Genomic DNA, 4,860 nt, shown 5'->3' on the forward strand with positions numbered 1-4,860 from the left:
GGCAATTCACGACTTGCCCCCTATGACCACAACGACGATTGAAATTTCATTTCTGCATCTTGCATTTTACATTATTCATTCTATTAATCGCATTAAGGATAGGATCGAAATAATCCTCTGTGTCCTCTGTGGCTAATTCTAATGCATCGTTTTAATCGTACTGATGTGGGGATTGAGAGGTCATTTCGACTTCGCTCAATGACCGGCTGATAGAATTTGAGTCGTGCTTCGGCAGGATTGAAATAATTGCCGCGAATGCGCGAATAATAGGTTTTGCTCACGCGAATGCGGGGTTGACGTTCGGCCCTTCGACAGGCTCAGGGCCCGGATTGGTGCGGTTGGGTTGGATCCGTGCGGGATTGAAATTTTGTAGAGGCAATTCACGACTTGCCCCCTGGGACCACAGCGACGATTGAGATTCCATTTTTGCATCCTGCATTCTACATTATTCATTATCTTTGTCGCGTTTTGGCAGGATTGAAATAAAATGTAGAATGCGACGCCCCCTTTTCCTTTTTCTTCTCAATCTTAATCTCAATCTCAATCTTCTTCTTAATCCCAATCTTAACTTCAATCTTTCCCCTCTTCTCTATCTATTTTTTCCTTATCTTGCATTTTGGAAAAATCTTTTTTACATTTAAGCAACGCATTCACTTTGAGAACGGCGAATGATGCGCAAGATACGAATTTAATTTCAATAAAATCAATTCGTGAAAATTCGCAGAATGAGCGGGTAAAAGCTCTTTTAAGTGAATTCGGCAATGCAAAAAAACACGTTAATTCTTATCATTTCCGGGAGGTTTTGTGCAAAAGGTTCGAGTCGGTGTGGTTGGCGTGGGGAAATTGGGACGCCTGCACACGGCCCTTCTGAAAGAAATATCCGGGGCCCAATTGGCCGGGGTTTACGATTCCGATGCTCAACGGCGTCTGGCTGTAGCCCGTGAATTTGAAGTAACCGATTTTTTGTCCCTTGAAGCGCTGCTAAAGGCGGTAGATGCCGCCATTATTGCGGTGCCTACACAGTCGCATGCGCAAGTGGCCGATGCCGCTCTTTCTGCAGGGAAACATGTTTTTATCGAGAAACCTGTAACCGCCACCCTGCAGGAGGCGGACCGCTTAATTACCAGTGCTGCAGAAAAGGGACTCAAAATTCAGGTAGGGCACATCGAGCGGTTTAATCCGGCCTTTGCTGCCATTCAGGGAGAATCGCTTTCGCCCATGTTTATCGAAACCCACCGTCTGGCGTCCTTCGATCCCCGGGGAACCGATGTGGCGGTGGTGCTGGATCTCATGATTCACGACATCGATTTGGTTTTGACTCTGGTCAAAAGTCCTGTTGAAATGATCGACGCGACCGGAGTGGCGGTGGCTTCGCGGGAGGCAGACATTGCCAACGCCCGTATTCGTTTTCGCAACGGCTGCGTGGCCAATATGACGGCCAGCCGCATTTCGCTGAAAAAGATGCGAAAGATGCGACTATTTCAAAAGGATGCGTATGTAACACTGGACTTTCTCCAGAAACAGGCGGAGATTTACCATCTTAAAGATGCGGCTGTCCCGGAAGCGCCCGGTCATCTGGCATTCAGCACAGCAGGCCCCGAAGGGTTTTCAAAGCAAATTCTTTACGAAAAACGAACGCGTGAAAATACAAATGCACTCAAGGAGGAATTAACCGCCTTTGTAACGGCGATTCAAAACGATACCAATCCCCCGGTAACAGGGGAGGACGGCCGGAATGCCCTGAGTGTGGCGCTTCAAATTATGGAGCAGGTCCACGAACACGCAAAGTTGTATCACTGAGGTTGCTTTAAAATCCACAAATGACACCCATTTAAATCCGATAGAACCCATTCGTGGGAATGGGTGGAATGAGTAGGTAAACATATTCTTAAATCGAATCATCACTCAAACAAAAAAAAGGAAAAACCATTGGATATTCGCGAAGTTGTTTTTAATAATCGAAGTTACACGCCTATTCCCTTAATTATTATTGTTTTGATTTTGGCCTCGCCAACGTGGCCCTCGTTTTTGATCGGATTGGGAATTGCTCTTTTGGGAGAATTGCTGCGTATCTGGGGCGTGAGCCACGCCGGAAGTGCTACGCGCACCACCAGCGGTGCCGGAGGCGACGAGTTGATTACCTCCGGACCGTTTGCGTATGTGCGGAATCCCCTTTATGTGGGCAACTTCCTGATTACAATCGGATTTACCGTTGCCAGTTGGGCCTGGATGCCCTGGATGCTGATTCTGGTGATCCTGCTGTTTGGGCTTCAGTACTGGCTGATCGTTTCGCTTGAAGAAGACTACCTGTCCGGCCATTTTGGCTACAAGTACGACCTTTACAAAAACCATGTACCGCGGTTTGTGCCGCGGCTCACCCCCTGGCCCGACCGGGACACGCGCTCGGGTAACTGGCGGGCAGCCCTTCGTTCGGAAAAAAGTACACTCACCAGTTTTGTGACCTTCGCGCTGGTGCTCTGGGCGCGGTGGAAACTTTTTTCGTAGGGAGCCGTCTGTGCCGCGAATCCTGATAATTGCCGGAGAAACCTCCGGAGATGTACACGGTTCCGGGGTGGTTCGGGAGATTCGCCGCCGCCGGCCCGACGTGGACATTGTGGGAATCGGAGGCCCCCGAATGGCCGCTGCCGGCATGACCTGTTTTTATTCCACCGATCAGATGGCCATCCTGGGGTTTACGGAGGTTGTGCGTCATTTCCCATTTATTCGGAAGGTTCACGCCCGGCTGACGCGTGAGCTGGAAACCGCCCCGCCGGATTTGCTCATTTTAATCGATTATCCCGGTTTTAACCTCCGCTTTGCCAAACAGGCAAAAAAGCGGGGAATTCCTATCTTGTACTACATCAGTCCTCAGGTGTGGGCCTGGGGAAAGGGCCGGGTTGCAAAAATCGCCCGGCTCGTCGATAAAATGGCCGTTATTTTTGATTTTGAAGAAAAACTTTACCGGGAGGCCGGCGTGGATGTTACCTTTGTGGGGCATCCGCTGCTGGACAGTTTGCGGTTTGATTGGAACCGGGAACAGTTTCTGCAATCGCTCGGATATCCGCCGGAAACCCGGATTTTCGGACTCCTGCCGGGGAGCCGCCCGCAGGAAGTCCGGAAACTCCTGCCGGAAATGATCCGTACCTTTGTTAAATTGAAGGAACTCTTTCCCGATTTGCAGGGGGTTGTGAGCCGGTCGCCGCAGCTCGACTCCGATTTTTATGCGCCCTTTCTTTCGGCCGGACTGGTTCTTACCCCTCAGACACACGCTCTCATGCAAAGCAGCCATTTTATGATCGTGGCCTGTGGCTTCGGGTACGGCCACGCTTGAGGCCGCTCTGTACGGAAATCCGTTTGTGGTAGCCTACAAAATTTCGGAATTATCCTACCTGTTGGGAAAACTCTTGGTTTCTGTGGATCACATCGGCCTGGTCAATATTGTAGCCGGAAGACGCATTGTTCCGGAATTTATTCAACGCGATTTCAAAAGCGCCGTCATGGTTCCGGTGATTAAGAAAATTCTGACCGACGCCCAGGAGTACCGCCGCATTCAAACCGATCTTTCCCGCATTCGCGAGAAACTGGGAGCGCCCGGGGCTTCTGTCCGTGTGGCCGAACTGGCGTTAAGCATGGTGGATCAGCGATGAAGAGCAAAAAATCTGTTTCATTTTCAAAACGCATTCAGGTGTACCTGGCCTCCTTTTTGGGATGGGCCGTTTTCCTGGGATTGGGGTCTACCCTGCGATTTCACACCCGGGGCTGGGAGCATGTCCGGCGGCTGAGACGTGCCGGGGGAAATTTTCTGATCGCCGTCTGGCACGGGCGTATCTTTTTGCCGGTTTACGTGCACCGGTCCCAGGGAATTACCGTGCTGGTCAGTCAGCATTGGGATGGGGAAATGATTGCCCGTACGATCAAAATGCTGGGGTACAAAACCGTCCGCGGGTCCAGCACACGCGGGGGGCGGAAGGCCTTTCAGGAGATGGTCTCCATCTTAAAAAGGGGCGGCAGTGCTGCCAACATCCCCGACGGGCCGACGGGCCCGGCTCACCGGATGAAACCGGGCACAGCCTTTCTGGCGCAAAGAAGCGGCGTTCCGATTTTGCCCATGTCGTTTGCCGCATCGTCCGGGAAAAAATTCCGAAGCTGGGACCGCTTCCTTCTGCCCCGCCCGTTTTCAAAGGTGGTTGTGACGTACGGAGAGCCGATTTACATCCCGTCTCACTGGACGTCCAAACAGGTGCTGGCGTTCATTCCGGAAATTGAAAGACGACTAACTCAGGTAGAAAAACAGGCTGATGAATTTTTCCAGACTTAAGGGGCTTTTGCCTCTGCTCATTCCGCTGTCCTGGCTGTATGAGGGAATCATCCGTTTGCGGAACCGGTTGTACGATTGGGGCATTTTCACCGTCCACTGGGTGCCTGCTCCCGTTGTGAGTGTCGGCAATGTGACCGTGGGAGGCACGGGTAAAACGCCCATTGTGATTTTGCTGGGCCAAATGTACAGGGCGCGCGGGAAGCGAGTGGGGATTCTCACCCGGGGTTACGGACGGGTGTCCAAAGAAAGCGTTCTGGTTTTTGAAGGGGAATCGGAGGTAACCCCTGAAAAAATAGGCGATGAACCCTATCTGATCTTCCAAAACCTAAAGGGCGTCCCCATTGTTGTCGATAAAAATAGATGGAGGGGTGGATTGGCTCTTTGGCGAAAAGAGCCGGTGGACGTGTTTCTGCTGGACGATGGATTCCAGTACCGGGCTCTTTCCAAACAGGTTGAGATTGCGGTACTGGACGCGGCCCGGCCGTTTGGGAATGGCCGGGTTTTCCCGGCGGGCTGGCTGCGCGAGCCGGTGAGTGCGTTGA

Annotated in this window: 6 protein-coding genes; all 6 read left to right on the forward strand. The window is 51.7% G+C overall.

Annotated elements, in window-relative coordinates; genetic code table 11:
• The first annotated feature begins 804 nt into the window (after positions 1–804).
• Positions 805–1,800, forward strand: coding sequence for a Gfo/Idh/MocA family oxidoreductase (locus tag GXO76_10250; GenBank protein ID NOY78235.1), 996 nt, complete (start codon positions 805–807; stop codon positions 1,798–1,800).
• Between the two features lie 129 nt (positions 1,801–1,929).
• A complete protein-coding gene (locus tag GXO76_10255) occupies positions 1,930–2,505 on the forward strand; it encodes an isoprenylcysteine carboxylmethyltransferase family protein (GenBank protein NOY78236.1) in 576 nt (191 codons plus the stop codon).
• A gap of 10 nt (positions 2,506–2,515) precedes the next feature.
• Complete coding sequence (gene lpxB, locus GXO76_10260; protein NOY78237.1) at positions 2,516–3,331, forward strand: lipid-A-disaccharide synthase; 816 nt, start codon at positions 2,516–2,518, stop codon at positions 3,329–3,331.
• On the forward strand, positions 3,306–3,647 hold the full coding sequence (locus GXO76_10265; protein ID NOY78238.1) for a hypothetical protein: 342 nt from the start codon (positions 3,306–3,308) through the stop codon (positions 3,645–3,647). The genes lpxB and GXO76_10265 overlap by 26 nt, the downstream gene beginning before the upstream one ends.
• Complete coding sequence (locus GXO76_10270; protein ID NOY78239.1) at positions 3,644–4,318, forward strand: lysophospholipid acyltransferase family protein; 675 nt, start codon at positions 3,644–3,646, stop codon at positions 4,316–4,318. The genes GXO76_10265 and GXO76_10270 overlap by 4 nt, the downstream gene beginning before the upstream one ends.
• The coding region (gene lpxK / locus GXO76_10275) for a tetraacyldisaccharide 4'-kinase (protein NOY78240.1) at positions 4,299–4,860 on the forward strand (562 nt) is incomplete at its 3' end. The genes GXO76_10270 and lpxK, both read left to right, overlap by 20 nt.

The organism is Calditrichota bacterium, assembly GCA_013151735.1.
Lineage (GTDB): Bacteria > Zhuqueibacterota > JdFR-76 > JdFR-76 > BMS3Abin05 > BMS3Abin05.